Annotated in this window: 24 protein-coding genes; 12 read left to right on the top strand and 12 right to left on the bottom strand. The window is 41.2% G+C overall.

Features of this window, described 5'->3' with window-relative positions; translation table 11 throughout:
- Positions 1-240: 240 nt before the first annotated feature.
- Both ACFSQ3_RS14515 and ACFSQ3_RS14510 read left to right on the top strand, forming a co-directional pair.
- On the top strand, positions 241-1,506 hold the full coding sequence (locus ACFSQ3_RS14515; protein ID WP_380870295.1) for an aminotransferase class I/II-fold pyridoxal phosphate-dependent enzyme: 1,266 nt from the start codon (positions 241-243) through the stop codon (positions 1,504-1,506).
- Between the two features lie 63 nt (positions 1,507-1,569).
- Positions 1,570-2,226, top strand: a complete 657-nt coding sequence (locus tag ACFSQ3_RS14510) for a TetR/AcrR family transcriptional regulator (protein ID WP_380870294.1) — start codon at positions 1,570-1,572, stop codon at positions 2,224-2,226.
- A gap of 178 nt (positions 2,227-2,404) precedes the next feature.
- Here ACFSQ3_RS14510 and ACFSQ3_RS14505 read toward each other — a convergent pair whose 3' ends face one another.
- The 4 genes from ACFSQ3_RS14505 to ACFSQ3_RS14490 are packed head-to-tail and all read right to left on the bottom strand — an operon-like array spanning position 2,405 to position 5,334.
- A complete protein-coding gene (locus tag ACFSQ3_RS14505; protein WP_380870293.1) occupies positions 2,405-2,923 on the bottom strand; it encodes a glutathione peroxidase in 519 nt (172 codons plus the stop codon).
- Positions 2,924-2,933: 10 nt separating this feature from the next.
- Positions 2,934-3,797 carry an N-acetylglucosamine kinase gene (locus tag ACFSQ3_RS14500; protein ID WP_380870292.1) on the bottom strand — a complete coding sequence of 288 codons (864 nt, stop codon included), beginning with the start codon at positions 3,795-3,797 and terminating at the stop codon, positions 2,934-2,936.
- Positions 3,798-3,839: 42 nt separating this feature from the next.
- Positions 3,840-4,859, bottom strand: coding sequence for a D-alanine--D-alanine ligase (locus tag ACFSQ3_RS14495; RefSeq protein ID WP_380870291.1), 1,020 nt, complete (start codon positions 4,857-4,859; stop codon positions 3,840-3,842).
- Between the two features lie 58 nt (positions 4,860-4,917).
- On the bottom strand, positions 4,918-5,334 hold the full coding sequence (locus ACFSQ3_RS14490; protein ID WP_380870290.1) for a DUF3995 domain-containing protein: 417 nt from the start codon (positions 5,332-5,334) through the stop codon (positions 4,918-4,920).
- Positions 5,335-5,629: 295 nt separating this feature from the next.
- Between ACFSQ3_RS14490 and ACFSQ3_RS14485 the strand changes: the two genes are divergently transcribed.
- From ACFSQ3_RS14485 to ACFSQ3_RS14455, 7 genes are all read left to right on the top strand, one after another.
- Positions 5,630-6,421 carry a PASTA domain-containing protein gene (locus ACFSQ3_RS14485; protein ID WP_380870289.1) on the top strand — a complete coding sequence of 264 codons (792 nt, stop codon included), beginning with the start codon at positions 5,630-5,632 and terminating at the stop codon, positions 6,419-6,421.
- 5 nt (positions 6,422-6,426) lie between these two features.
- Complete coding sequence (gene mltG, locus ACFSQ3_RS14480) at positions 6,427-7,482, top strand: endolytic transglycosylase MltG (RefSeq protein ID WP_380870288.1); 1,056 nt, start codon at positions 6,427-6,429, stop codon at positions 7,480-7,482.
- A 22-nt stretch (positions 7,483-7,504) separates the two neighbouring features.
- On the top strand, positions 7,505-7,912 hold the full coding sequence (locus ACFSQ3_RS14475) for an acyl-CoA thioesterase (protein ID WP_380870287.1): 408 nt from the start codon (positions 7,505-7,507) through the stop codon (positions 7,910-7,912).
- Positions 7,913-8,899 (top strand): YihY/virulence factor BrkB family protein, encoded by a 987-nt coding sequence (locus tag ACFSQ3_RS14470; protein ID WP_380870286.1) that lies wholly within the window; start codon positions 7,913-7,915, stop codon positions 8,897-8,899.
- Between the two features lie 114 nt (positions 8,900-9,013).
- Complete coding sequence (gene rpsA, locus ACFSQ3_RS14465; RefSeq protein WP_380870285.1) at positions 9,014-10,948, top strand: 30S ribosomal protein S1; 1,935 nt, start codon at positions 9,014-9,016, stop codon at positions 10,946-10,948.
- Positions 10,949-11,190: 242 nt separating this feature from the next.
- A complete protein-coding gene (locus tag ACFSQ3_RS14460) occupies positions 11,191-12,027 on the top strand; it encodes a sulfurtransferase (RefSeq protein ID WP_380870284.1) in 837 nt (278 codons plus the stop codon).
- Between the two features lie 77 nt (positions 12,028-12,104).
- On the top strand, positions 12,105-13,016 hold the full coding sequence (locus tag ACFSQ3_RS14455) for a hypothetical protein (protein WP_380870283.1): 912 nt from the start codon (positions 12,105-12,107) through the stop codon (positions 13,014-13,016).
- A 39-nt stretch (positions 13,017-13,055) separates the two neighbouring features.
- On the opposite strand, the gene ACFSQ3_RS14450 is transcribed toward ACFSQ3_RS14455, so the two are convergent.
- The 6 genes from ACFSQ3_RS14450 to ACFSQ3_RS14425 form a co-directional block, all read right to left on the bottom strand.
- A complete protein-coding gene (locus ACFSQ3_RS14450; RefSeq protein ID WP_380870282.1) occupies positions 13,056-13,928 on the bottom strand; it encodes a pirin family protein in 873 nt (290 codons plus the stop codon).
- Positions 13,929-14,011: 83 nt separating this feature from the next.
- Positions 14,012-15,430, bottom strand: a complete 1,419-nt coding sequence (locus ACFSQ3_RS14445) for an efflux transporter outer membrane subunit (RefSeq protein WP_380870281.1) — start codon at positions 15,428-15,430, stop codon at positions 14,012-14,014.
- A 2-nt stretch (positions 15,431-15,432) separates the two neighbouring features.
- Positions 15,433-18,579 (bottom strand): efflux RND transporter permease subunit, encoded by a 3,147-nt coding sequence (locus ACFSQ3_RS14440; RefSeq protein WP_380870280.1) that lies wholly within the window; start codon positions 18,577-18,579, stop codon positions 15,433-15,435.
- A 28-nt stretch (positions 18,580-18,607) separates the two neighbouring features.
- Entirely contained in the window at positions 18,608-19,747 is a 1,140-nt protein-coding gene (locus ACFSQ3_RS14435; protein ID WP_380870279.1) for an efflux RND transporter periplasmic adaptor subunit, read from the bottom strand.
- 131 nt (positions 19,748-19,878) lie between these two features.
- On the bottom strand, positions 19,879-20,631 hold the full coding sequence (locus ACFSQ3_RS14430; protein ID WP_380870278.1) for a LytR/AlgR family response regulator transcription factor: 753 nt from the start codon (positions 20,629-20,631) through the stop codon (positions 19,879-19,881).
- Entirely contained in the window at positions 20,628-21,719 is a 1,092-nt protein-coding gene (locus ACFSQ3_RS14425; RefSeq protein ID WP_380870277.1) for a sensor histidine kinase, read from the bottom strand. Before ACFSQ3_RS14425 ends, ACFSQ3_RS14430 begins: the two co-directional genes overlap by 4 nt.
- 583 nt (positions 21,720-22,302) lie before the next feature.
- Between ACFSQ3_RS14425 and ACFSQ3_RS14420 the strand changes: the two genes are divergently transcribed.
- Together ACFSQ3_RS14420 and pafA are read left to right on the top strand one after the other, a co-directional pair.
- Positions 22,303-22,518, top strand: coding sequence for a hypothetical protein (locus tag ACFSQ3_RS14420; protein ID WP_380870276.1), 216 nt, complete (start codon positions 22,303-22,305; stop codon positions 22,516-22,518).
- Positions 22,519-22,626: 108 nt separating this feature from the next.
- Positions 22,627-24,270 carry an alkaline phosphatase PafA gene (gene pafA / locus ACFSQ3_RS14415; RefSeq protein WP_380870275.1) on the top strand — a complete coding sequence of 548 codons (1,644 nt, stop codon included), beginning with the start codon at positions 22,627-22,629 and terminating at the stop codon, positions 24,268-24,270.
- 77 nt (positions 24,271-24,347) lie between these two features.
- On the opposite strand, the gene ACFSQ3_RS14410 is transcribed toward pafA, so the two are convergent.
- A complete protein-coding gene (locus tag ACFSQ3_RS14410; RefSeq protein WP_380870274.1) occupies positions 24,348-24,911 on the bottom strand; it encodes a fasciclin domain-containing protein in 564 nt (187 codons plus the stop codon).
- Between the two features lie 94 nt (positions 24,912-25,005).
- The gene (msrB, locus tag ACFSQ3_RS14405) at positions 25,006-25,536 is read right to left on the bottom strand and encodes a peptide-methionine (R)-S-oxide reductase MsrB (protein ID WP_380870273.1); all 531 of its coding nucleotides are present in this window, start codon (positions 25,534-25,536) and stop codon (positions 25,006-25,008) included.
- Between the two features lie 130 nt (positions 25,537-25,666).
- Between msrB and ACFSQ3_RS14400 the strand changes: the two genes are divergently transcribed.
- On the top strand, positions 25,667-26,233 hold the full coding sequence (locus ACFSQ3_RS14400; protein ID WP_380870272.1) for an RNA polymerase sigma factor: 567 nt from the start codon (positions 25,667-25,669) through the stop codon (positions 26,231-26,233).
- Positions 26,234-26,235: the final 2 nt, after the last annotated feature.

Here is a 26,235-nt window from a genome sequence, read left to right as displayed (position 1 = left end):
TGTAAATTGATTTAAGTTCTCATAAAGATCAATCGCTTAAGCCTACAACGTGCATGTTGTAGGCTTTTTTTCTGTAAAAACATTTCCAGTTTGATAGCAAAGAGTTGTATACGCCGTAAATCACATATACAAAAAAGCTTCAAACACCTGACTATCAAATTAAAATAAATCACAAACTCGCCATTTGATTAAGTTTTTTTTCTAATTTGCATTTACCAAACTAAATTATTGAAACGACTTATGAATATTATCAACTTTGAAACGGCCACGTTCAAAGAGTTTGAGAATATTCCGAATTACGACATGGTCGCTACTTCGCGAATTTTCAAGAACTTCACGGATTATATGGTCGACCACGATCAAATGAACTTTAGGTTCGTTACAAAAGGTTCTGGTCCAACGGTTACCGTCACCTCTCCTTTCCTCAAGAAATCTACTACATGCATAAGCTTAGTATCCAACGATTACCTGAATTTCACGCAGCATCCTGCTGTGAAAGAAGCGGCAATAGAAGGAATTATGAGATACGGTACTGGTGCCGGCGCATCGCCGCTTATTGGCGGTCATCATGAATACCATGTCATGCTCGAAGATAAGCTATCCGCTTTCTTCCACCGCCCTAAAGGGAGTAGTCTGGTATTTACGACCGGTTACACCGCCAATAGCGCAACTTTGCTAAGTCTATTGAAAGCGGATGATTGCGCAATCGTCGATATGGAAGTACACGCTAGCGTTTATGAAGGTTTGCTAAAAACAAATACCAAACGGTTTCCGCATAATAGCATGATTCACTTGGAACGAGCATTGTTGGAAACCAAGGATAAGTTCAAAACAAGGTTGGTAGTGGTAGATGGCGTGTATTCGCAAAACGGTGATTTGGCTAAGCTGAACGAGATCATAGATTTAGTTAAACAGCATGGAGCTTATCTAATGGTCGATGATGCACACGGAATCGGTGTGCTAGGAGAAAATGGTCGAGGAGCGATTGAGCTTTACAATGCGCTACATAAAGTAGATATCATTGCTGGAACATTGAGCAAAGCGCTCGGACATATAGGTGGATTTATCATTGCGTCTCCCGAACTTATCAATTACCTGAGGTATCAATCACGACAGCAAGTTTTTTCCTCTACCTCTACGCCGGCATCATTCGGCCTGATAAAAGCGTTGGAGCTAATCGATGAAGAACCCCATTGGCGAAAACAATTAGCAAATAACGTTGCTTACTTTCGATCTGGATTGATTGATCTAGGTATCGATGTCGGAGATTCCAAATCGCCTATAATCCCGATCAAGATTGGTGACCCGCATCGCACAGCTGCTGTAGCCAAATTGCTATTACAAGCTGGCGTGTACGCTAACTGCATAGTTTATCCCGGTGTAGCGAAAAAAGACGCAAGAATTCGAACAAGCTTGATGGCGACTCATACGCATGCGCACTTAGATTATGTATTAAATGTATTACAGGATATAGGTGGGAAAATTAGTCTTAAAAAAATAAGGTAATTGATCACATTTTTTTAAATTACGGATATAAATAGCTAGTTTTGAACAAGTAGATAATAAATGATGGCTAAACAACAAAGAAAAACTTACAGCGGTGTCAAAAATGACAAAGAGCGTACGATGGGAAAACTGATTCGTGCCGTTGGAACAGTTTTACAGGAAAAAGGCTATACTGGACTCACTATTGCAAATATTTCCAGAAAAGCAGGAGTAGATCGCAAATTGGTTACTCTATATTTTGGTTCGGTAGAGAACTTGGTAGAGACCTACATTAAGAACAAAGATTACTGGGTAGCTGCCACAGTTGGTGCTATGGAGTACTTCGGACAGTCGCCAAAAGAGGGTTCTAAAGGATTCTTGGAGTCGCTGTTAATCAACCAGATGAAAGAATTTGCGAAAAACGAGGAGATGCAAAAAGTAGTTTTATGGCAGATAAGCGAAAAAAGCGATATCATGTCTAAAGTTACACAAGAAAGAGAGAAGATGAGTGCCTTATTTTTCGCGTTCGCAGATCGCGAAATCAATCAGGAAAATTTGGATCTTCGTGCGATCAGTAGCGTGCTTGTTGCAGGGATTTATTATTTGGTTCTTCATTCAAAAAATACGGATAGCTTATTCTGTGAGATTGATCTGACCACAGATGAAGGCATGAAGCGAATTGAAGACGCGGTTAAGAAAATTCTTAAATGGACGTACGAAAGTGTAGGAGTCAAATCTTAAACATTCGAACACAACGAAACAAGCCATTCAGTAGGTTGACGTCAACTTGTCTAACAAATGATTTCGCTAGGCCACAAACAAATAACGGTCGATAGAAAAGCTATCGACCGTTTGTTTCTTATGCCGGTGTTTAAATGGTGTTACGTTGATTCACATGGAACACCTCCAAGCCATATATTTACTTTTGAACAACCGCACTTACGAAAGCGGGATCTGAAGGAGATACTTTGGAGCGATATCTGTGAGCCAGTTTGCCATTCTCATCGATTAAAAACTTCTCAAAGTTCCATTGAATTGGCCCGGTAAAGTCTGCATTTTCTGCTTCTGTCAAATACTTAAATAATGGAGTCGCCTCCTCACCTTTTACATCTACTTTCTCGGAAAGTAAAAACGTAACGCCGTAGTTTTCCTCGCAGAAAGCTTGAATATCTGCATTTTCGTCGAGCTCTTGTCCACCAAAATTATCGGACGGAAAACCAATGATTACCAGCTCATCACCATGTTGCTCATGTAGCGCTTGTAAATCTTTGTACTGCTTAGTAAAACCACATTTAGAAGCTGTATTGACCAACAATAATTTCTTGCCTTTAAATGTTGATAGCTTTACCTCTTTGCCACCAATCGTTTTTACCGTGTAATCATAAACGCCATCTGCCTTGGGCATGAATAGCGCGAAAAACAATAATATTGAAACCATAATATTTTAATTAAATGATTGAATTTTCCAATTCTCGCTTGATTACAAATTCGTAGAGCGGATGGATTGGATTTTTTAAAATCTTACCAACCCGCACCCCATGCAAGTCACAAACATCCCGCAATTGCAGATCAAAATGAAATGCGACGCGACCTACGAAATGACATTCATGGTCTGCAAAATTTGGGTACGTCATAATGTGCGAACGCACAAATTCGTCGAACCCATTTCGCAACAAATCATCCATATAAGAATTCGTCCGATGTTCGTCCATAAATGGCACAAAAGATGCCAAATATGCGTTCGGCCGATCTTTTTGATATACATTTTTTATTACTATTTCCTTAGTTACGCGATACTGCTCTTCAAACAATTTCGCAACATCCCTGGGCATTTTTCCGTACAGGAAATCCACAATTAGCTGTTTTCCAAACCAAGCTCCAGATCCCTCATCGCCTAAGACGTAGCCATTGCCATGTAAACTGGGAGACAGAAATTCTCCATCATAGAAGGTCATGTCCGATCCGGTACCGATATTACAAACTATACCTTCTTTTGTTCCTAACGTAGCGTAAGCAGATCCCAGCAATTCGGTTTCTACCGAAATAAATGCTCCGGGAAATATTTCTGATAATGCATTGGAAACGATTTCTCGTCGATCCGGCGTGTGGCATCCGGCACCAAAAAAGTACACTTCATGCACTTCAGAAATATAAGGTATTATTTCGGGCACTTCGCCCAGCACACGCGCTATCTCACGCTCACTAACGAAATAGGGATTCAACCCTTTCGTTCTAAAATATAAAGGATCGCTATCTGGTAGATGTAGCATCCATTCCGAACTAGATGAGCCACTGTCCGCTACTAAAATCATATCGTTGTTCTACTAATGTTGCTTTATCAAATATACAATTTCTTAACCATTTGTTTTTGCGACAAGCAATGCACCCTCTAGAATTTCCGTATAGAATTCGGTCTCTGACATACCGTGTGCGCGTACTTGCTGTGGAATAAAACTTTGTTCCGTTTGCCCTGGCGTGGTATTGATTTCAATAAAGTAAAACTTGTCGGTTTCGCTTTGCAGAAAAAAATCGACGCGCACCATTCCACGGCAATTAAGCTTTCTATAAACATCTTTAATAATTCGCTCGCTCCGATCGTTTTGTTCATCGGTAATGTCTGCCGGCGTAATCTCATCCGTTAAACCAGGAATATATTTCGCCTCGAAATCAAAAAACTCGCGTGTGGTAATCACCTCCGACGCAGGTAAAACCACCAACTCGCCTTTCGAATTTTTAAAAATGCCGCGTGAGAACTCCCTTCCTTCAATAAATTCTTCGACCAATACTTGCTGCCCGGTATGTGCTGCATCGTAAGCTTTAGCAATCGCCTCATCTAAATCCGAAACGGCTTTTACTTTCGTCATACCAATACTACTTCCTCCAGCATTTGGCTTCACAAAGAAGGGCAGCGATAGTCGATCTTGCACCTGTTGCGATGCGCTATCGCGATCCGACGCAAATAATAGCACTGAATCCGCCAAGTACAAATCTGAAATGCCAGCCAATACCGCCTTCGTATATCCTTTGTTCATCGTCAACGCAGACGTTAACGCATCGCAACTTGTATAAGGCAATCCGATCATATCGAAATATCCTTGCAATCGCCCATCCTCGCCCGGACTGCCGTGGAGAACAATGAAAGCAATGTCAAATTTCACAACATGCCCATCCATCATAAGTGAAAAATCCTGTTTGTTAATTTCAAATTTTATCCCAGCATCATTGACATAGTACCATTGCTCGGGCATGATAGCAATTTCGTACACTTCATAAAGCGATTTATCTAATTGGGTATAAACAAATGCCGAACTCTTGAAAGAAACTTCCGATTCAGCCGTATATCCTCCAGTAATGAGGGCAATTTTTGTTTTCATATAGTATTGTCTGATATGCTGTATTGTGGACAACAAATATAACTACTTTCCGATCACATTATCGAACTGCAAGCTTCACCACAATTAAGGCGAATATCAACAAACACAGCGGTGTATAATAAAGATTATCTAGGTACGCAAACGTCGTATGTTTAACATATTTGAAAAAACCGACATACTGAAAATCCCCAATCGCTCTAGCAAGAAATACCAATGCAATGATTGCCCATAGAACTCTTTCATAAAGCAAGGGCAAAGACCTAAGTAATTCTTTTTGATTAATCAGCAGCAAAACACTAAAAAACAAACCTATTATTACACAAGAGCCTAATCCGGGATCAAACAAGGGCGCTCCTTCTTGCGTAGTTGGAATGGCGAGTCGCTTAGCCCATAGCCCTCCGAAAGCCCAGTAAAAATGTATAACGCCAATACCAAAAAATATAATCGTCAGGAGGATTTTTGAAAGTTGTAGCATATCGAAGAGCTAAGAATAAGCTACAAAATACTAAATTATCTTCCGCATTTAATTGTGAATCGCTAACTATCTTTTCCGTTTGCCACCAACGAATTTCGAATGGATAAATTGGCTCGCCAAGAACTAGGCTATCTTCAAAAGCGACAACTCTGCAATTCGAACATACGACAAGACGGGTTTATACTTATATTTGCGTTGAACATTTGCGACAAACTGTTGTTACGATATATGTTCGTGATGCAGAACAAAAAGATGGTCAATTAGTCAGCAACTTATTTTATTGTTTATATAAAACATGTCAAAATTCTTTCTTTACCTAAGAACAAACACCTTTCGCAAAAACCTTATTTATGCAATTGTCGGTATTATTGCATTGTTTGTTCTCGTTTATTTTGGACTACGCGTTTACACTAAGCATGGCGACAGGCAGGAAGTTCCCGTCCTAAAAGGTTTACATATTGGGGAAGCTATCGATATTTTGAAAAAAGCCGGATTGGAATATCAGGTGGATTCGGTTTATCAAATGGATGCCAGACCGGGATTGGTAATCGATCAAGATCCAGAACCGGCGTCTGCCGTAAAAGGTGGACGGACGATTTATCTTACGATGATTACGCAGACTGCGCCAGAAATTGCATTTCCGGAAGTGGTCGATAAGACTTTGATTGAGGTAATTTCTATTATTAAAAACCACTCTTTGGTTCTAGGCGACACGACTTACATCAATGACATCGCACGCGATGTCGTTTTAGACGCTCGATTTGGTGGACAGCCTATTACGGCAGGACGAATGATTCCTAAAGGATCGCGCATCAATTTGGTATTAGGAAATGGTCGTGGAAATGATCAGGTAAACATTCCGGAATTGGTAGGACTCCCGTACAGCGAGGCGGAATTTGCTTTGCGCGGTTTGGGGTTGGTGATCGGAAACATCAGTTTTGCGGATGGCTCACGCGATACGCTGAATGCGACGGTAGTGGAGCAAACGCCGGATATTTCTTCGCAATTTATTTCTTTAGGTTCTGCGATCCACTTGAAGTTGTCCAACTCCGTTGTTCCAACAGCACCATCCACTATTAACGAATAAGCGACATGGAGAATCAGAATCATCCTCAAACAAAAAAACGAAGTAAAATTTGGATTCCCGTTGTTATTGTAATCTTTGCAATCGCGTCAGCAGCTGCATGGATTGGTTATTTAGCCGTCTTAGCACCTACCATCCAAACGGATGCTGAATATTTCTATGTGCACAGCGATGACAGTTACGATGATGTGCTGGGACGCATCAAAGATGAGAATATCGTCCGCCATTATTGGCTGTTTGAGCGCATGGCGAAAGCGATGGATTTATCTGAAAACATTAATCCGGGCCGTTATCGTTTGGAATCCGGCATGAATAATCGCCGATTTATCGGCAACTTGCGCGGAGGTTATCAAGAAGCGGTGAAGTTTCGTTTTCAAAACCTGCGTTTGAAAGAAAATTTCGCAGGATTACTTGGGCAAACATTTGAGGCAGATTCCGCAGAGTTTGCGCAACTACTTCAAGATACTGCGGTGGCAACCAAATATGGTTTTACCAGCGACAACGTATTTTCGATGTTTATTCCGAACACGTATGAAATCTATTGGAATACCAAACCAGAAGAGATTTTTGCTCGCTTTCATACAGAGTACAATAATTTTTGGAACGCCGATCGCAAAGCGAAAGCAGATGCGTTAAATATGACCACACAGGAAGTAAGTTCGTTAGCGGCGATCGTGAAAGGTGAAGCGATGCACGTCGACGAAATGCCGAAGATAGCAGGCTTATACATCAATCGTTTAAAAAGAGGCATACTTTTGCAAGCGGATCCTACAGTAATCTTTGCAAACAACGATTTCACAATCCGACGTGTTCTTAATCGACATTTAACCATCGACAATCCATACAACACCTATCGCTACAAGGGTTTGCCTCCGGGGCCAATTATGATGCCGAGCATTGCTTCAATCGACGCGGTTTTGAACTATGATAAGCACGATTACATTTATATGTGCGCTAAAGATGATTTCAGTGGTTACCATCTATTTGCCAAAACAATGGCCGATCATTTGGTTAATGCACGAAAATTCCAGCGCGCTTTAGACGAACGCAACATCAAACGCTAGAACATTTAAATTGCCGTAAACCATGTTTGTATTTGAAAACAAAATACGCGTTCGCTACGCAGAGACTGATCAAATGGGATATATGTATTATGGCAATTATGCTTCCTATTACGAGGTCGCACGTACCGAAATGTTTCGAAGCACAGGTATTTCTTATAAAGAACTAGAAGAAAATGGCGTGATGATGCCGGTTATCGAAATGCAAACAAAGTATCTGCAGCCTGCCAAGTACGATGATTTAATTACCATTAAAACCACTATCCGAGAATTACCAAGCGTGCGAATCTGCTTCGAATACGAACTATTCAACGAATCTGGTGTGTTGCTGAATACCGGTAAAACCTTATTGGTTTTTGTAGATATGAAAAAAAACCGCCCATGTCGTGCTCCCGATATCTTCATGGATAAAATAAAATCCTACTTTCAATAAATGAGTAAAGTCCATAAAAATCTTCTACGACTAAAGCCGTACGATAAATTTATTGATTGGACAAAATCGGCGGTGCTTCCCGGATTCGGATCGTTACCACTATATACCGTCTTTGCATTCTTTTTCCAAGAAATAGCACGCGAGTCGATCATCAACAAAGCTTCTTCCCTAGCCTACAATTTTATGTTGGCCATTTTTCCGGGAATCATCTTTTTATTTACGCTGATCCCCTACATTCCGGTAGACAATTTTCAGGATCAGCTTATGGAGTTAATTCAGGTAGCGATGCCGCAGAATGCGTTCGAATTTCTAGAAGTGACACTTCAAGATATTATTAAAAGACAAAACACGGGATTGCTGTCGGTTGGTTTCGTGCTTTGTACATTTTTTGCAACCAATGGGATGACGACCTTAATGATGACTTTCAATAAGTCGTCCCTCTCCAAAGAAGACCGAAGTTGGGGACAAAAGCGATTAGTGGCTTTAGGATTATCCGTCGCTATTGTATTAGCATTAGCGGTTGGGATTTTTTTATATGCCGGCGCAAATTTTCTTATCAATTATTTAAAAAACACTATTGATTATGATTTAAGTTGGTTTTGGCAATTTTTAATCAAATTTGTTCAATGGCTTTTCATGTTCGGAATTTATTTCTTTACGGTAAGTTTCGTGTATAAATTTGGTCCTAGTCGCAGCAGACGCTGGAAGTTCTTCACGCCCGGCGCGACGCTGGCCACGGTGTTGGCTATCCTTACCTTCTCGGGATTTGCGTACTACATCAACCAATTTGGCGCATATAATAAATTATACGGATCCATTGGTACGCTGATCGTTATGATGATTTGGATGTATTTGAATGCGTTGATTTTAATTGTAGGATTTGAGCTAAATGCAAGCATTGCACTTTCTAAACAAAGCATCAAAATCGTTCGTCCGCGCACATATAATTCTTTCAAGTCCGAGAACGAATCTGAAACGAAACAATAGTGCAAACATCTGACTTGTTCGTACGCAATCTTTTTTACACATAAATAGTTGTATATAAAAGTTTTTTGTATTTTTGCAGTCCTTGCAATGCAGGGAAAAGGAGAAAATTAATTAATGGCAAAAAAACAAGAAGCAGAAAAAGAGTTAGCGGCGAAAAACGCAGAGCTACAAGGTGCTGACACTAAAGTAGTGAAAGACACTGAGACCATCGAATCTGAAGCAGATTCAAACCTAATCAACGAAATCAAAACCAGCACATTGAGTACACCAGAAGGTGACTTTGACTGGGATTTCGATGAGAAAGCCTTCGGTAACTACAGCGAGGCTGAGCGTGCTAAACTAGAAGAGCAGTACGCAGGTACATTCAATCAAATTAACCAAGGTGAAATTATTGAAGGTACTGTAGTATCGATCAATAACAAAGACGTGGTATTGAATGTTGGATTTAAATCTGATGGTTTAGTAGCACTTTCTGAGTTCCGCGACCTTCCTGAGCTATCAGTAGGTGACAAAGTTGACGTGTTTGTTGAATCACAAGAGGATGCAAACGGTCAGTTAGTATTGTCACGTAAGCGTGCTAAAACGCAAAGATCTTGGGAAGCTATCAACGAAGCTTTGGAGAACGATGCAATTATTGACGGTTTCGTTAAATCACGTACTAAAGGTGGTTTGATCGTAGACATCAAAGGTGTAGAAGCTTTCTTACCTGGTTCTCAGATCGACATTAAACCTATTCGTGACTACGATATCTACGTTGGTAAAACAATGGAATTCAAAGTGGTTAAAATCAACCACGAATTCAAAAACGTTGTTGTATCGCATAAAGTATTGATCGAAGACGATTTGGAAAACCAAAAATCAGAGATCGTTGCGAAATTGGAAAAAGGACAAGTATTGGAAGGTACTGTCAAAAACATTACAGATTTCGGTGTATTCATCGATCTTGGTGGTGTGGATGGTCTATTGCACATTACAGATATTTCTTGGGGTCGTATCGAGCATCCAAGAGAAGTTCTTGCATTGGATCAAACAATTAACGTGGTTGTTCTTGACTTTGACGATGAGAAAAAACGTATCGCTTTAGGCTTGAAACAACTTTCTGAGCACCCTTGGGAATCTTTAAGTACTGATCTAGAAATCGGTTCTAAAGTAAAAGGTAAAATCGTAACTGTTGCAGATTACGGTGCATTCCTTGAAATCATCCCTGGTGTTGAAGGATTAATTCACGTTTCTGAAATGTCTTGGTCTCAAAACCTACGTTCTCCTCAAGAGTTCTTAAAAGTAGGTGACGAAATCGAAGCTCAAATTTTGACTTTGGATCGCGAAGATCGCAAGATGAGCTTAGGTATTAAACAATTGACTCCAGATCCATGGCAAAACATCGCTGAGCGTTACCCAATCGGGTCTAAAGTGAAAGCGGCTGTTAAAAACATGACTAACTTCGGCGTATTCGTTGAGTTGGAAGATGGTATCGATGGTTTGATCCACATTTCTGATCTTTCTTGGTCTAAGAAAATCAACCATCCTAACGAATTCACTAAAGTTGGTGAAGAATTAGAAGTTGTTGTTCTAGAATTAGATGAAGAAAACCGCAAATTATCTCTAGGTCACAAACAATTGGAAGAAAATCCTTGGGATACTTTCGAGACAATCTTCACAGAAGGTTCAATTCACGAAGGTACTGTGATCAAAGTAGGTGATAAAGGTAACATCGTTGCTCTTCAATATGGTGTAGAAGGTTTCTGTCCATCTAAACATGCAGTGAAAGAAGACGGTAGCGTATTGAAAGTTGATGAAACGAATGATTTCAAAATCATTGAATTCAACAAAGAAAACAAACGCTTAGTAATTTCTCACTCACGCATTTGGGAAGACAAAAAATCTGAAGCTCGCGTAGAAGAATTCAACGCACGTAAGAAAGAAGCGAAAGCTGCTACTTCTGCCGTGAAAAAAGTGAAAGATTCTGTAGAGAAATCAACTTTAGGTGACCTTGATGTACTTGCTCAATTGAAGCAACAGATGGAAGGTGACGAAAAAGGCTCTAAATAGTCTTAGATCGAAATCTAAATCATATAGCGGCTGTCCAAATCGGGCAGCCGCTTTTTTTTGTGCTGTATGAGTATTGAGGTGTGGGTATTGCGTATTGAGATTGTTCTGGTAGGTTAAAGATTTTTGGATCAACAACTTCACGCCTTACCATCTATCAACTCTATAAACGCTATCAACCCCATTAACGTCTTTACAAATCCACAGTTTTTCATTATATTCGATTTGTCCGAAAGAAAAACGACATGCAAAACAAACCATTGATCGATGTAGCCACCTTGCAGCGTTGGCTGAGCGAGGCTAAAGATGTTAAAATCCTAGATGCGACGATTGACAAAGTAAATCAATCCATCGATGCTGATGGAAAACAGGCGGAATATATTCCAAACTCACTTTTTTTGGACATTGAAGGAAAGTTTTCGGATCACAGCAATCCACTTCCACATACCATGGTTGATGCAAAAACTTTCGAACAGGAAGCACGTTCTTTGGGTATTAATGCAGATACGATTGTAGTTATCTACGATCGTTGGGGAATCTATTCTAGCCCGCGTGCTTGGTGGATGTTTCGTTACATGGGGCATCCAGAAACCTATGTATTACACGGTGGGCTTGCTGAGTGGAAAAGTGCAGGTTTACCAACGACCAATATTCATGAATCGAACACTCAGATCAAAGAAGGAAACTTTGTAGCTAAGCCTATTTCCGATTGGCTCACTGGCAAAAACGATATTTTGGAAAAGTTGAATACTGATGTCGCTATTATCGATGCACGGAGTAAAGGTCGATTTGAAGGAACAGCTCCTGAACCGCGTGCGGGATTGCGTTCGGGACATATTCCCGGATCTAGCAACTTACCGTTCGACAACATTCTGCATGGTCCTCATTATCAAAGTGAGCACGATCTCCATCAAGTGTTCGAACCCATTTTGACTGATAATCAAGCGATCTTTACCTGCGGATCAGGTATTTCTGCTGCGATCTTGGCGTTGGCCGCTTACCAAATTGGACATGAGAACATTTCTATTTACGATGGATCTTGGTCTGAATGGGGTGCCAACGATAATTTACCTGTTGCTTAAGGTTATTCACTTTTCTATATCATCCTGATTTATCAGCAACGAATCAAAATACTTAAATACTATAAAAACGCATACCTATGGAAGCATCCTCTTCACAGCCAAAGTTGGCTACATCCTCTGGCGTCGGAATTACCCTATTGCTAGGTATTTTAGCTGCCATCATTCTCCCAATTATTTACGTCATTATAAACAGGATGATTCCGAATATTTGGTTTTCAGCCATCACCGCTGCCTTGCTAGGTTTAGGAATTGGTGCAGCCATTAACTTTGGGATTCAAATCGGAAAGCTGAGAAGCAAAACCATTGCTTTTGTTGTTGCCACTTTCTGTGGATTGTTAGGATTTTATGTGCAATGGGTATTTTTTGACACGATTGCGTATAGCCAAAATGGATTTACGTTCGATTTGAACAGCGACGACATCAAAGTGCTGGCTAGTGATTTCTTTTTTCTATTTACGCATCCCAATCTATTATTTACAGAAATCAGCTCGCTAAATGAATACGGAACGTTTAGCATAGAAAGCAGCAGTACGGTGTCGGGCGGATTGTTGTGGCTGATATGGTTTGGCGAATTTGTTATTATTTTAGGTGGCTTATTTTTCGCTGTATTTAGAGAAGGAACAATTGACACGCCTTATTCGGAACTAAACAACGCCTGGTTCAAAAAGCGCAAAGAATTGCATTTTATCCCTTTCGTAACAGATAAAGAAGCATTCTTACAAGATTTGGACAACAAAAATTATGCAGTATTGGCGAATGATCCCGCACTTCAAATCGCAGCAGAATATGCACAGGTAACGATTTTTGAATCGCCAAATGAATCAATATCATACATCAATGTGGTAAACATTACTAATCCTAGCGGAAAAGCAAAAGACAGGAAGGTGAACAAAGTGGCGCGCTTGCATCCCATTGAGGATTATCAGGTCCAATCTATAGATTCCACAGATGCTATGGATTCTACAGACAGCGACCAATCACTCGCTTAAACAAATAAACCTAATTTGGTGTGCTTTCGGCACACCAAATTAGGTTCCAGGAAATGGCACATAGCCTGCATCTCCGGGCACATCAGCAAACTTACGATCAATCCAGTCTTTCTTGGCTTGCTCTAATGTTTCTTTACTCGTTGCTACAAAATTCCACGAAATAAAACGTTCTTCAGGGAATGGATCGCCTCCAAAAATATATACCGACGTTCCAGCTTTCATTTCAAAGGTGCACAAATGCGCATCTTTCGTGATCAAAATCTGCTTAGCACCGTAAGCGTGTTCACCGCTTTTGATTTCTCCCTCCAAAACATACAAACCACTCTCACCGTAAAGTTCCCCACGAATATCGATCAACGTATCGTTTTTCGCTTTAATCTCGATCATGTATAAATTGCTGTAAACCGGAACGGGAGATGTTCGACCAAAAGCCTTTCCTGCGATCAGTTTATACGTTGCGTCCTCATCTTCCCACGCGGGAATATCCTTTGCTTCGGTGTGATGAAATTCAGGCTCCATAAATTCGCGATCTTTCGGCAACGCCACCCAAATCTGCAAGCCATGCATAAATTTATCTTTCTGTCGAAGATGTTCGGGCGTACGTTCAGAATGCACAACGCCCTTACCTGCTGTCATCCAGTTTACCGCGCCCGGCGTAATTTCCATCGCACTACCGATGCTATCCCGATGGAAAATCGCTCCATCAAACAAATAAGTCAAGGTCGACAAACCAATATGCGGATGCGGACCAATATCTAAATTTTCGTGATCTGCTAAACAGGCCGGCCCCATGTGATCGATAAATACAAATGGTCCGATCGAACGTTTCTGCCGAAAAGGCAATAATCGACCCACTAAAAAATTACCAATATCCGCTGCTTTTTCCTCGTGGATGAAATCAATATTTGACATAGCTTATTTCTTCTGGTTGCCTAAAGTTAGCCTAAATTACCGACAATTTATACCTGACAGTTCAAGCATGCCAGAGAGCGATTTTACTCCACTCCTCCGCCCAGCGCACGATATAAGTTCGTCACGGCTTCCAATTTTTCTCGTTTGATATTGATCGCGTCCAACTCATTTTCCAATGCACTGTTTTGCGCGGTGATCACTTCCAAATAAGTCGCCATACTGCTTCTATATAATAACATCGCATCGCTGGTTGCCTTCGTTAGTGATTGTTTCTTCGCTTCCACCAATTGCAAACGCTCATCAGCATGATTCGATCTGGCCAACGCGTCAGAAACCTCACCTACGGCCACCAATACGGATTGGCGGAATTGAATTGCTGCTTTCTCTTGTTCGATTTTGGCAACTTCATAAGCCGTTTTTAATTCTTTCTTCTGAAAAATTGGCTGCGTCAGATTCCCAGCGACGGTTTTCACAATGGATCCCGGCAGATCGAACCATGTATTAAAACGAAAAGAATTTACCCCGATTGAAGGCGTCAAGCTCAGAGATGGATACATGGCTGCTTTTGCCAATCCGCTTTGCGCATTCGTTGCTACCACGCCATATTCTGCCGCTTTCACATCGGGTCGTCTGCTTAAAAGCATCGCAGGTACGCCAGCAGAAAACAACTCATCGGGCATCGCTTCAGTTATACTTCCCGATCGCGCTAACTTTGCAGGAAAGCTTCCGCATAAAATATTCAATGCATTTTCTTGCACGGCGATGTTTTGCTTCGCTAAAGGAATCAACAGCTCCGCCGTTTTCTTTTGCGCTTCCGCCTGATCCAATGCTAAAGAACTAATTTGTGCCGATTCATATTGCAGACGAATCATCTGCAATGTGCTATCTCCCAACAGTACATTTCGCTCCGCTACTTTGAGCTGTTCATCCAACGTGATTAAGGTAAAATAAGCTTGTGCAACTTGAGCTACTATGCGCGTTTTCAGTGCTTGTAAGTTTTCTTGCTGCGCAAAATAATTAGCCCACGCGCCTTCTTGCTTCATCTTTGCTTTGCCCCAAATATCGGCTTCCCAAGATAAACGTAAGCTTGCCGTATAATCATCCATGTATGGCGTTCCCAAAAATTGTTCACTCAACGATCCGTTTAGCGAGTTGCGCGACAACCACATTCTATTAGCGCCAACTGACAAATCTAAAGTGGGTAACAAGCCTAGTTTGGATTGCTTGTAGTTCAATTCCAATTGATTCATCGTCAAGTGAGCTACCGCCAAATCGTTATTCTTTTCTAATGCTTGATTGATCAAAGAAAGCAGTAATTTATCTTTGAAAAAGGTATTCAACGGCAATAGTACGGTATCCGAAGTAAGTTGTGCGGCCGACTGATCACGGAATTCATTCGGAATATCGATTTCCGGACGACTATATTTTTGTCCTACCCGACAAGCGCCCAAACTTATCGTGAGCAGAGCAATCCAAAGGATTGGATTTAAATTCTTTCTCATCTTTATTTTTTTATGGGATCGACTTTCGGTTTCCCAGATATTAATTCTTGTAAATACTGAAACAGGATGTAAAGAAGCGGAATCACAAATACACCGAGTACTACACCACTCAACATCCCTGCGGCCGCACCCGTACTAATTGATTTGTTTCCAGTCGCAGAACCACCCGTTGCTAACATTAAAGGCACCATTCCGGCAATAAATGCCAATGAAGTCATGATAATCGGACGCAAACGTGCTTTCGAACCTTCCAGTGCCGACTCCAAAATGGAAAGTCCAGCTTTTCGACGTTGTACAGCAAACTCCACGATTAGAATTGCATTCTTCGCGAGCAAACCAATCAACATAATTAGACCGACCTGCACGTAAATATTGTTATCCAATCCGATGGCACGAATACCGATAAACGCGCCTAGAATTCCTGTCGGAATAGATAGCAAAACGGCCAAGGGAAGCAAATAACTTTCGTACTGCGCAGATAGTAGGAAATAAACGAAAAGTATACTCAACAAAAGGATGAATACCGTTTGATTTCCTGACGATTTCTCCTCCAAACTTAGACCCGTCCACTCATAACTATAATCGCCCGGCAACTTGTTCAAAACTTCCGTTTCCAAACCATCCATAATCGCTCCGTTACTCGTTCCGGGATTCGCCACCACATTAATGGTTACGGAATTGTAGAGGTTGTATCGACTTACAGATTCCGGACCGTAAACCTTATTCAACGTCACCATAGATTTTACTGGCACCATTTCTCCTACATCGTTACGTACAAAGATCTCGTTAAACGCTTCTTCATCCGTTCTGAATACACCATCCGCTTTAATATTGACTCGGTAAAACTTACCAAAACGTGTAAAGTTCAACGATTGATCACCAGCAAAATACGTTTGGATGTTACCCAACATACTGCTTACATCCACGCCCATTTGCGCGGCTTTATCCTCATCGACTTCCAATTCAAATTGCGGAAAATCGGCACGAAATGTTGTATATGCATATTGCACGCCCGGCTGTTGCATGATCTGTCCCATCACTTGATCGGCCATCGCTTTCAGCGAAGCTGGATCTTTACCCATACGATCCTGAAGCACAAGTTCCGCCCCAGAAGTCATTCCGTAACCATCCACTGGAGGCGAACGAAATGCCATAATTGTACCTTCTTTTACCTGCGCAAACTCTTGCGTAATCAAGCCTAAAACCTCGTCGATATCGTTGACTTCGCCACGATCTTTTTTATCCTTAAGCTTCACAAAACCGACTGCATACGCTGGCCCTGTGCTATTACTTAAAATATTAAACCCAGTGATTCCAGAATTACTTTGCACGGCTTCCATATTCATCAAAATACCGTTGATTTTCTCAGCAACCTGCGTCGTGCGATCCAATGCGGTTCCCGGCGGCATACTCAAACTGTAGACGATAAAGCTATCATCTTCCATCGGAACAAAACTTCTCGACGTAGTATTCATCATATAAATCGCTCCTGCGGTGATTAAAGCAATAAATCCGGTAGCCAACCATTTTCGTTTTGCCAAGAATTGAACACCGCGAATATATCTGTTCGTCATGTTCTCAAATCCAACGTTAAACGCCTTTGAGAAACGCGCACCAAAACCTGCTTTTGCGTGTTCATCTTCTCCTTCCGCATGATGATTTTTAAGCAACATTGCACAAAGCGCTGGCGTCAAAGTCAGTGCGTTGATCGCAGAAATGATAATCGCAATCGCCAAAGTATATGCGAACTGCTTATAAAATATCCCAGATGATCCGGTCATAAATCCAATAGGAATAAACACCGCCGACATCACCAAGGTAATGGAAATCACCGCGCCCGTGATTTCGCTCATCGCGCTATGGGTTGCTTCCCGACCATCCATTTTGGAGCTTTCCAACTTGCCATGCACGGCTTCAACCACCACAATCGCATCATCCACCACAATACCAATGGCAAGCACCAAAGCAAATAAGGTTAGGATGTTGACCGTAAAACCGAAAGCCAGCAAAAAGAAGAAAGTACCCACAATGGCAACGGGAACCGCTACGGCCGGAATAATCGTCGAGCGAAAATCTTGCAAGAACAAAAACACCACCACGAATACCAAAATAAATGCTTCGATTAAGGTAGATCGTACTTGGCCAGTCGCTTCATCCAAACGTTCCTTTGTACTCATCAAATTGCCTTGCTTAATGCCCGGCGGATAACGCTTCGCAGCATTCGCCAACTCTTGTTGTACCCCAATCTCAATTTCGTTGGCATTGGAACCTGATGTTTGCAAAATCGCGATGGTAACGGCGTTCTTTCCGTTGAAACGGTTGTCGCCGCTGTAGCTAATTGAACCGAATTCTACACGAGCAACATCCTTCAGGCGAACCAAATCCGCTCCATTTCGCTTTACAACAATGTTTTCATATTCTTCCGGCTGGGTCTTCTTTCCACGGTAGCGAATAACATATTCCAATGCTGCATCCGATTCTTCCCCAAACTTACCCGGTGCAGATTCCAAACTTTGCTTCGCAATCGCCGCCGTAACATCTTCTGGAACTAAGTTGTAGCTGAACATTTTTTGGGGATTCAACCAAACGCGCATCGAGTAATCCTTCGCTCCGAAAACTTGCGCTTGTCCGACCCCCGGCACCCGTTTTATCTGAGGAATCAAATTGATATTGGCATAATTCTGCAAGAACAACTCATCGTATTTATCATTATCATCCGCGTAAATACTGAAGATCATAATCATACTGTTCTGTTGCTTCGAAGTGGTTAATCCCATTCGGATCACTTCTTGCGGAAGAATCGGTGTTGCTTGCTGCACGCGGTTTTGTACGTTCACTGCCGCCTGATCCGGATCTACGCCTTGCTTGAAAACGACACGAACGGAAAACGTACCATCATTACTCGCTGTGGAAGTGATGTACTGCATATTTTCCACCCCATTAATCTGTTCCTCCAAGGGCGTAACCACCGAACGCAAAACGGTTTCGCTATTTCCTCCTGGATAGCTTCCGGTTACTTGCACGGTTGGAGGCGCGATATCAGGAAAACGTGTTTGCGGCAACCGCAACAAACCCAAAATTCCCAAAATCAAAAATATAACTGATATGACCGTCGCCAGTACCGGCCGATCTATAATATTTCGTATCATGGATACTTCTTTTGCTAATTAAAATTTATTATTTACCCACAGAATCTTGTGCCATCGTAGGTTGCACAACCATACCTTCATTCAGTACATCAATGCGGTTTAACGCAATCTTCTCTCCTTGCGCCACACCAGACTGAACAATGTATTGATTGCCTGCCTTTCCACGAATCTCAATCGGTTTCATTACCACCTTATTACTATCTGCCAAGGCAAATACGAAGAAACGATCTTGAATATCGCGAACGCTAGCCATAGGAACGGTTAGTGCTTCCGACACTTTTTTCGTCAAGATAATTTTACCTGCTCCGCCTGCACGCAACACCTTATCCGGATTCGGAAAAGTAGCTTTCATAGCAATACTTCCGGTCGTACGGTCGATATTACCGCTCGCAATTTCTACACGTCCATTCTGCTCGTAAACGCGACCGTCGGCCATAACGAACTGAACCGTATTCATACCTTGATCAGATTGACGATCTTTTACGAAGGCAATAAAATCGGCTTCCGTTAGGGAGAAATAAACATTTACCTCATTAATCTCGGACAAAGTGGTTAATGGCGTTGCATCATTCGGTGTGACCAAATTTCCGATGCGTTTCGGAATTCTGCCGATATATCCGCTAACCGGTGCTTTTATCAAGCTGAAATCTGCATTAATTTCCGAAGAGCCCAATGCGGCACGCGCCTGAGAAACCTGTGCTTTCGCTGCTGCGTAGTTGGCTTCAGCCGTTTCAAGCTGCAATTCAGTGTACACTTTTCCCTGTACCAAAGGTTTCACTTTCTCTAGCTCGATACGCGCATTCTGCTCCGCTGCAACTGCTGCTTCGTAGGCTGCGCGACTGCTATTTACTTGTTCATTAAATACATCTGCTTTAATGCGAAACAAGGATTGTCCTTTTTGTACATAGCCTCCTTCTTGCACAAAAATCTCATCTAGATAACCGCTTACTTGTGCTTTAATATCGACGTTCACTGTTCCTTCTACGCTACCGGGATAACGCTTTTCTATCTGTGCGTCATCGTGTCGAAGTTCTTGAAAATCTACTTCAACGGTTTCCATTGGCGGTGCTTCCTGCGATTGATTGCTGCAGGAAAACGAAAGGCCAAGAAAAGTCGAGGATAACGCTAAAAATTTGAACACGCTGTACGTGTGAATATGCTTCTTCATTGGAAAAATTTTCAAAATGTGATCAAAAGTAAGTGCTAAAGCGACAGATTAGCAACGATTTTCACCGAACCGTCGTAATTGGTAACCAAAACGACAATGATGTAATCTGAAAAAACGAGGAAAAAGAGCGCTTAGTAGTTGAGCCAGTTTTTAAAAATCGGGGCTTTTTCTCGGCTTATAATGACCTCGACCGATGGGTGATTTTGCAGATCAACTTTCAGCTTTCCATTGAAATAATTGTGAACCTGACCGATAGCATCGACGCAGATAATATATTGTCGATTGGCTCTAAAAAATGCATTTGGATCAAGCTGTTGTTCCAACTCTTCCATAGTAAAAGGAATGACTACTTCCGTATCATCAGCTAACTTTGCGTGCGTTACTTTCCATTCTGAAAAGAAGTAAACTACATCCTTCACTAGCACCGATCGATATCCATCTCGATAGGGTAAAAGGAATCTTTTCCGAAAGTTTTTGGGTTGGAGAAAATTGATCAATCCGGCCAACGTAGGTTGATCTAAGGTCGGCAAGTCGTTGCTCTCCAGCTTGTGAAAAGCTGCAGCGAGTTCTTCCTTTTCGACCGGCTTTAAAAGGTAATCAATGCTGTTATGCTTAAACGCGCGAACTGCGTATTCGTCATAGGCAGTAGTAAAGATGATCGGACAAGTAATTGTTCGATGTTCGAGAATTTCAAAGCTTAATCCGTCGGAAAGCCGAATATCCATCAACATCACATCGGGTGGCCGATTCATAGATAACCATTCGATGGTATCGCCTATGCATTCCACAACCCCTACGATTTCGAAATGAGGACGTATTTCGTTTACCAAGCGTTTTATGCGATCGGCATTCGGCTTTTCGTCTTCAACAATCAATATTCTCATAACCTAAACAATGGAAGTACAACCGTGAATCTTTCTTCATTACGATATAGTCTGGGTTCAGGTTGCGAAAGCAGTTTATATCGTCTTATAATATTTTTCAAACCAATGCCTGATGAGGAAATAATTTTTTCTAAAGGCAGCAATGTATTTTCTACAATTAGCTCACCTAATTCATTCGTAGAAATGCGAATTTCGAGCGGATTTCTTTTACTGGTTTTATTATGTTTCAGCGCATTCTCAACCAACAGTTGTAGTGTTAGCGGAGGAAGTTGATAGGAAAAATAAAGCGGATCTACATCGACACTAAATTGAATCCCATCGCCAAAGCGTTGTTTTATCAGAAATTGATAAGTTTCCAAAAATCGCCATTCTTCTTTTAGTGTACATACATCTTTCTTTGCATTAATCAATAAATAGCGATATATCCGACTGAAATTCTCGGCATATTCGTAGCCCAATTGCTGATCTTCTAGGATTAATTCAGAGAGTACGCTCAGGTTATTAAACACAAAGTGCGGATCGATTTGCAGTTTCAACGATTGCAATTCCGCTTCCATCGCAACTTGTGCATATTCTGCAGATCGTATAGCTTCATTTTTCCAATTTAATACCAAATGATTCCCGATATTGATTCCCATAATCATCAACGACAAAACAATGCTTACCAAAACCCACCGCAGCATCTCGCGCGTTTCGGCATCGCCGGAAATTGGATTGTTGTCGATCAGCAATTGTTCCTGAAAAAAGGTTAAATAGGTCCAACAAATGATTTGATTGATGAGAAGTACCGAGGAAACGTTCATTGCGGTTTCTAGTGCCAGCCGCTTTCCGGGATGCGAAGTCCAAGAAATTTTTCTATTTAAATAGTTGCCAATCGCGATGCTGGATTCGGATATGGAAAAGCAAAAAAGCAATGAGGAGGACAGATCTGTAATCAGATGGCTACTTGGACGCGTAAAGAAAGTCGCCCAATAATCGGTAAAAGGATCCATGAGATACATCACCAAGTATTGCAATAGCAAAGCTGACGTCACGAATATAATGCGTTTCGATGTATCGTTTAAAAATGTATCCCTGCCTTTACTCACGATGGAAAATTGAACTTCAATGATTGGTACAAAGATGCAGAAAATCAGCAATGCTTTGAGACTTTACGCTGCCAAAGCGATTGGATTGTTGCTTGAATAGTAGCAACCTTTATACCGAAGCGTTTTGGAATTTCGCTTGCGAAATAGCGCAATTCAAGTGGTTTTTACTTGAATGATACGTGGATTGTACTTATTTCCGCAAAACGACCAGTTGTTGGCATCAGCTTTGTAAATACAACTGCAATTAACAAGCACATTTTTTTACACAGCATATTTGGTATTAAGTCGTCCACCCCCCCGGACGACTTTTACTTTTTGTAGCTTTCTGTAAAAAATCTTTGAATGTCGGGTCCGATAATTTCAGCACAGAATACTTCACGAAAAAAAAACAAAAAATTTATTCTATTAAAATTTGCAATAGTGTAGTTTGTACACTACCTTTGTATCATCATAATTTAGGTTTATAATTGGTTAGTAAAGGTTTTCATTCTCCCCGTTTGAAAACCTTTTTTTATGACCAAACGCTAACATAACTATGGATATTTTGTTGGTTTAAATAGTTAAGTATTTAAACCATTTTGCCATGAAAAATCAGATATCAGTTGCATTTGTTATACTTTCGATCGCAGCATCGATTAGTGTATCCTGTTCGGAATCGAAAAATAAACAAAATGAACCCATCCTCGCACCTGAAAGAATAGAATCCGGAAAGGAAACATCTGCTTCCGACAGTTTACGCGCGGATTCTGCTATCGGCGATTCGGTTGATTACAACCAGCCGGAATCTCCTCGTATGTAAAATTGGCTTTAAAAACGCCGACTGCAACTTGTAACAAAGCCAAGACTAAACTTTCTATCATAAAAGAATTGCTACATTTGTTGCCTTATCATTTGTGCTTTATTTATTATGAAGAAGGTTGTTATTTTGCTGTGTCACCTGTTGACGATATCCCTTTCCTCCTCCGTTTTTGCCCAAGTCGAGCGTCCGAAATTAGTGGTTGGTCTGATGGTGGATCAAATGCGTTGGGATTATTTATACCGATTTGCTGACCGTTTTGGCGATGATGGTTTTAATAGATTGCTGAAGCAAGGATTTTCTTGCGAAAACACGGTAATCAACTATGTTCCAACATTTACCGCAATTGGCCACAGCTCGGTCTACACTGGATCTGTACCTTCCATTCACGGCATCGCTGGTAATGATTGGATCGAACAAGCGACCGGAAGATCAATGTATTGTACGCAGGATGATTTAGTAAAAGGTTTGGGTGCAGAAGGTCGTGATGGACAGCAGTCTCCACGAAATCTATTGGCATCCACAGTAACCGACGAATTGCGCTTGGCAAGCAACTTTCGTTCGAAAGTAATCGGTATTTCCATCAAAGATCGTGGCGGAATTCTTCCTGCTGGACATTTTGCAAACGCAGCATATTGGTTCGATAGCAAATCCGGCAATTGGATTTCTAGCACCTTTTATATGGATGCGCTACCGAAATGGGTGAATACCTTCAACGGAAAGGATTTAGCAACCAAATATGTAAACCAAGATTGGAACACGCTTTATCCGATCGATACCTATAAAAACAGTATTGCCGACGATAATATCTACGAGGGCACTTGGCAAGGGGAAGAAAAGCCCGTATTGCCCAGAAAAACATCTCAATTGGTAAAAGATGTTGGTTTGGAAATCATCAAAACCATGCCGCAAGGAAATAGCTTTACGTTAGATTTCGCAAAGGATGCCATCAAGAATGAAAATCTGGGCAACAATGCAGATAAGCAAACTGACTTCTTATGCGTGAGTTTGTCTGCAACAGATTATGTTGGCCATCGTTATTCCCTATCATCAGTCGAAATTGAAGATACTTATTTACGCTTAGATCAAGATATCGCAAGTTTCTTAAAATATTTAGATGAAACGGTTGGTGAAGGAAATTACACATTCTTCTTAACAGCAGATCACGCCGTATCCTACAATCCCTTATATTACACGGATCAAAAAGGAAGCGGAGGATATTTATTCGATCGACAAATTCAGCGCACGTTGAACGGTGCTTTGAAAGAAGAGTTCGGCCAAGATAAATTGGTACGAAGCATGACTAATTATCAAGTTCATTTCAATCACCAATTAATTGATTCTTTGCAATTAGACGAAAAAGCGATTCGCGAACGTGTTATCAAATTGCTGAAAAAAGAAGATGGAATCGCTTACGTATTGGATTTGGAAGGTTCTCAAGAAATGGTCGTTCCTGCTGCGCTGAAAGAGAAAGTAATTAATGGTTACAATAGAAAACGCAGTGGCTCAATTCAGATTCTCGTTGAACCACAATGGTATGCCGGAACGCCGCGTTCTCCGGGAACCACACACGGTGTTTGGTCGCCTTACGATTCTCATATTCCCCTACTATTTATGGGATGGGGCATTCCACAAGGGAAAACGAATCGTCCGGTTGCTATTACCGATATCGCACCTACGATTTCCGCATTGCTCCATATCATGGAACCAAATGGTAGCATCGGGAAACCGATCACCGAAGTTTTGAATCCATAAAAAAACAACGAAGCCTCCACATTGGGAGGCTTCGTCATTTTTGTACTTAAACACGATTGACCTTTTAGTAACTAAAATTATGGCATCAACACGTGGTCAATAACGTGGATAACACCATTTGATTGATGCACATCAGCGATCGAAACCTTTGCATCTCCACCTTTAGCGTCTTTGATATATAAATCCTTATCTTTTTTCCAAACAGTCAGCTTCTCGCCTTGAACGGTTGTTAATTCAGCCTTGCCATCTTTGTCTAATTTTTTCCAAAGCGCTTTGCTGTCCAATTTACCGGGAATAACGTGGTAAGTAAGCACGCTTGTCAATGTTGATTTATTTTCTGGCTTAACCAAGTTTTCAACGGTACCTGCCGGCAACAAATCGAATGCTGCGTTAGTAGGTGCGAACACAGTAAATGGCCCTTTACCAGATAACGTTTCTACCAAACCAGCTGCCTTTACTGCAGCTACCAATGTAGTGTGGTCTTTAGAATTTACTGCATTTTCTACGATTGTTTTCGATGGATACATCGGTGCACCGCCCACGGTTACTGTTTTCTCTTTTTGTTGAGCTTGCACATATCCTGTTTGTGTTGAAAGTGCTAATGCTAATAAAGCGGCACCAAATAATGTTGACTTTTTCATGATTCTTCTTTTTATGTAATGTATTTTATTGTTGTTTCTATTATTTACGAGGCTGGCGAACGAGTGGTTCTTTGAAATGAATAATTTTTATGATTTATTTTTTAACTGACTTAGCGTCAGGCTCAAAATCTAGGCTAATGGAGTTCATGCAATAGCGCTTTCCGGTTGGTTCCGGTCCATCATCGAAGATATGTCCAAGGTGAGAATCACATCGTCCACACTTTACTTCCGTACGTACCATATTGTGCGAACGGTCCTCTTTATAAATCACTGATTTTTTTCTAGACGGCTCATAAAACGATGGCCAACCGCAGGTAGAAGCGAATTTGGCGTCTGCGCGGAAAAGTTCATTCCCACAAACCGCACAGAAGTACGTTCCAGGCGCATCCAAATCCGTGTATTTTCCGGTAAATGCTCTTTCAGTAGCACCCTCACGCGCAACGGCATACAAATCTGGCGACAAAATATTTTTCCATTCTGCATTGGAAACTTTCAGTTTTTTTATTTCCGTTCGGCTGTAGTACGGATTGCTTTTTTGCTGAGCGGATGCCGTTACCGTTGTAAATACGACAGCGAGCATCGTGAAAGTTATTTTAATCAGCGATAAATTTGATTGATTTCTCATGATCTGTTTTTCTTTTATATACGCTTATCAAGCTTCTTTGGTTTGATCCGCATTTGCCGAATAGAAGAAATTAATGGCACCCTTCGATATATGATAAGTTATACCTACATTTGAAATAAATAAAACTTGCTTGAGCCCCATACGTAACCTTTCTGAAGAAACCTTGATAGAACTGCTCCTAAAACGGGACCGCAGGGCTTTCAATTATCTCTACGATAATTATTCGGGGGCGTTGTATGGTGTGGTCATTCGCATTGTACTTTATAAAAATTATGCTGACGAAGTTATCCAAAATGTTTTCGTCAAAATATGGAACAATATTGATCAATTTGATCAACAAAAAGGACGCGTGTACACTTGGATGCTAAACATTGCGCGTAACGCTTCTATCGATTACATTAAATCGAAGGGAGTAAAAAACGAGCAAAAAAACCAATCGCTTCCCGATGTCGTAAATAGGACTGAGAGTGCTAGTTATGCTGTGACAGAACCTCAGGAAAAAACGGATGTAATCGGTGTAAAAGAAGTTTTAAATGCTTTGAAACCGGAATGGAGAACGCTAATTGATTTGGCGTACTATCAGGGGTATACCCAAAAAGAAATTGCTGAAGAGCTGGATTTGCCCATTGGCACCGTAAAAACTAGAGTCAGAGCAGCATTGCTACAATTGAAACAAGTGCTGAATGAATATCAATAACT

This window comes from Sphingobacterium corticis, from assembly GCF_042684745.1.
GTDB classification, from domain to species: domain Bacteria; phylum Bacteroidota; class Bacteroidia; order Sphingobacteriales; family Sphingobacteriaceae; genus Sphingobacterium; species Sphingobacterium corticis.
The sequence above is the reverse complement of the archived record's forward strand: the minus strand, read 5'-3'. Positions and strand labels throughout refer to the sequence as shown.

Excerpts from the sequence above, each read along its gene's own strand:
- ACFSQ3_RS14515 (WP_380870295.1), top strand. The coding sequence starts at position 241 with ATGAATATTATCAACTTTGAAACGGCCACGTTCAAAGAGTTTGAGAAT.
- ACFSQ3_RS14510 (WP_380870294.1), top strand. The coding sequence starts at position 1,570 with ATGGCTAAACAACAAAGAAAAACTTACAGCGGTGTCAAAAATGACAAA.
- ACFSQ3_RS14505 (WP_380870293.1), bottom strand. The coding sequence starts at position 2,923 with ATGGTTTCAATATTATTGTTTTTCGCGCTATTCATGCCCAAGGCAGAT.
- ACFSQ3_RS14500 (WP_380870292.1), bottom strand. The coding sequence starts at position 3,797 with ATGATTTTAGTAGCGGACAGTGGCTCATCTAGTTCGGAATGGATGCTA.
- ACFSQ3_RS14495 (WP_380870291.1), bottom strand. The coding sequence starts at position 4,859 with ATGAAAACAAAAATTGCCCTCATTACTGGAGGATATACGGCTGAATCG.
- ACFSQ3_RS14490 (WP_380870290.1), bottom strand. The coding sequence starts at position 5,334 with ATGCTACAACTTTCAAAAATCCTCCTGACGATTATATTTTTTGGTATT.
- ACFSQ3_RS14485 (WP_380870289.1), top strand. The coding sequence starts at position 5,630 with ATGTCAAAATTCTTTCTTTACCTAAGAACAAACACCTTTCGCAAAAAC.
- mltG (WP_380870288.1), top strand. The coding sequence starts at position 6,427 with ATGGAGAATCAGAATCATCCTCAAACAAAAAAACGAAGTAAAATTTGG.
- ACFSQ3_RS14475 (WP_380870287.1), top strand. The coding sequence starts at position 7,505 with ATGTTTGTATTTGAAAACAAAATACGCGTTCGCTACGCAGAGACTGAT.
- ACFSQ3_RS14470 (WP_380870286.1), top strand. The coding sequence starts at position 7,913 with ATGAGTAAAGTCCATAAAAATCTTCTACGACTAAAGCCGTACGATAAA.
- rpsA (WP_380870285.1), top strand. The coding sequence starts at position 9,014 with ATGGCAAAAAAACAAGAAGCAGAAAAAGAGTTAGCGGCGAAAAACGCA.
- ACFSQ3_RS14460 (WP_380870284.1), top strand. The coding sequence starts at position 11,191 with ATGCAAAACAAACCATTGATCGATGTAGCCACCTTGCAGCGTTGGCTG.
- ACFSQ3_RS14455 (WP_380870283.1), top strand. The coding sequence starts at position 12,105 with ATGGAAGCATCCTCTTCACAGCCAAAGTTGGCTACATCCTCTGGCGTC.
- ACFSQ3_RS14450 (WP_380870282.1), bottom strand. The coding sequence starts at position 13,928 with ATGTCAAATATTGATTTCATCCACGAGGAAAAAGCAGCGGATATTGGT.
- ACFSQ3_RS14445 (WP_380870281.1), bottom strand. The coding sequence starts at position 15,430 with ATGAGAAAGAATTTAAATCCAATCCTTTGGATTGCTCTGCTCACGATA.
- ACFSQ3_RS14440 (WP_380870280.1), bottom strand. The coding sequence starts at position 18,579 with ATGATACGAAATATTATAGATCGGCCGGTACTGGCGACGGTCATATCA.
- ACFSQ3_RS14435 (WP_380870279.1), bottom strand. The coding sequence starts at position 19,747 with ATGAAGAAGCATATTCACACGTACAGCGTGTTCAAATTTTTAGCGTTA.
- ACFSQ3_RS14430 (WP_380870278.1), bottom strand. The coding sequence starts at position 20,631 with ATGAGAATATTGATTGTTGAAGACGAAAAGCCGAATGCCGATCGCATA.
- ACFSQ3_RS14420 (WP_380870276.1), top strand. The coding sequence starts at position 22,303 with ATGAAAAATCAGATATCAGTTGCATTTGTTATACTTTCGATCGCAGCA.
- pafA (WP_380870275.1), top strand. The coding sequence starts at position 22,627 with ATGAAGAAGGTTGTTATTTTGCTGTGTCACCTGTTGACGATATCCCTT.
- ACFSQ3_RS14410 (WP_380870274.1), bottom strand. The coding sequence starts at position 24,911 with ATGAAAAAGTCAACATTATTTGGTGCCGCTTTATTAGCATTAGCACTT.
- msrB (WP_380870273.1), bottom strand. The coding sequence starts at position 25,536 with ATGAGAAATCAATCAAATTTATCGCTGATTAAAATAACTTTCACGATG.